This is a genomic window from Solirubrobacter ginsenosidimutans (assembly GCF_027587205.1).
The window spans coordinates 1-1,136 of record NZ_JAPDOD010000132.1; the positions used below are offsets into that span (position 1 = coordinate 1).

The 1,136-nt window shown below is 77.5% G+C and carries 1 protein-coding gene and 1 pseudogene; both read left to right on the forward strand.

The features are described 5' to 3' along the window. Positions 1–188 (forward strand): annotated as a pseudogene (locus OM076_RS44485) (RNA recognition motif domain-containing protein); the annotation flags it as partial. Further along, complete coding sequence (locus tag OM076_RS44490) at positions 185–865, forward strand: ComF family protein (RefSeq protein ID WP_270046749.1); 681 nt, start codon at positions 185–187, stop codon at positions 863–865. The pseudogene OM076_RS44485 and the gene OM076_RS44490, both read left to right, overlap by 4 nt. The last annotated feature ends 271 nt before the right edge of the window (positions 866–1,136 follow it).

A 1,136-nucleotide genomic window follows, 5' to 3' on the forward strand; every position in this document is an offset into this window, starting at 1 on the left:
GACTTGGCGTGTGGGGCGCGCGGCGCGATGAGGGCGGTCACGCGTGGGGCGCGCGGCGCGATGGGGGCGGCGGCGTGTGGGGCGCGCGGCGCGATGAGGGCGGCGGCGTGTGGGGCGCGCGCCGCGATGAGGACGGTCTCGCGTGGGGCGCGCGAGGCGGCGTGGTCGGCGGGGCGCGAGGAGCGTGAGCCGGTGGCTCGCGGAACTCGTCGCCCTGCTGGCCCCGCCAGGGTGCCTCGCGTGTGGGTGTGCGCTCGGCCGGGCGGACGAGCGGTTGTGCGCCACGTGCGTGCGGGCACTGCCGTGGCTGCGGCCGGGGTGCCGTCGGTGCGGGTTGCCCAGGCATCGCGGGCGGACGTGCCCGGCGGCGCGGGCGGCGTTCCCACGGGCGTGGGCGCCAGTCGCCTACGAGGGCGTGTCGCAGCGGCTCGTCGCGGCGCTGAAGTTCCGCGGCGCGTTGGTCGCCGGCGATCTGATGGCGGCGCACATGGCCGCGAACCTACCGGTGGCGCTTCGCGATCCGGCGATCGCGCTCGTGCCCGTCCCGGCGGCGCCGGCGCGGCGAAGACGGCGGGGATTCGACCCGGCGCGGGTCTTGACCCTTGCGCTCGCCCGCCGCATCGACCAGCCGTTCGCGGACTGTCTGGTGCGGGCCGACCGCACCGCCCGCCAGGTCGGCTCCAGCCGGCGCGAACGGCGCGCGCCTGGCCGGCTGCTGATTCGCGTGCGTGGCACACCGCCATCGCTGGCGATCCTCGTCGACGACGTCCACACCACAGGCGCGACCCTCGACGCCTCGGCCCGCGCGCTCGCCGCGGGCGGAACGACCGTCGTCGCGGCGATCAGCTACGCCCGCACGCTATGACCCGCCGGGAGTGGTCACTCGACGGTGCTGTGCAACGTTCAGCGACCACTTGGGGCCGACGGACGACGCGCGGTGGTCACGGAAGCACCGCTGAGGTGCCTTGGCGACCACTGGAATCCGCCCGTGGTCACTTTCCCCCGCTGAGCGGGGATTGGCGACCACTCGCGCGCGAGCGCACAGCCGATGAGGCGCGGAGCGGCGCCGTCGGGCGCGCGGGGGCGTGCGGGGCGCCGGGGGCGTGCGGGGCGCCGGGGGCGTGCGCGGGGCGCCG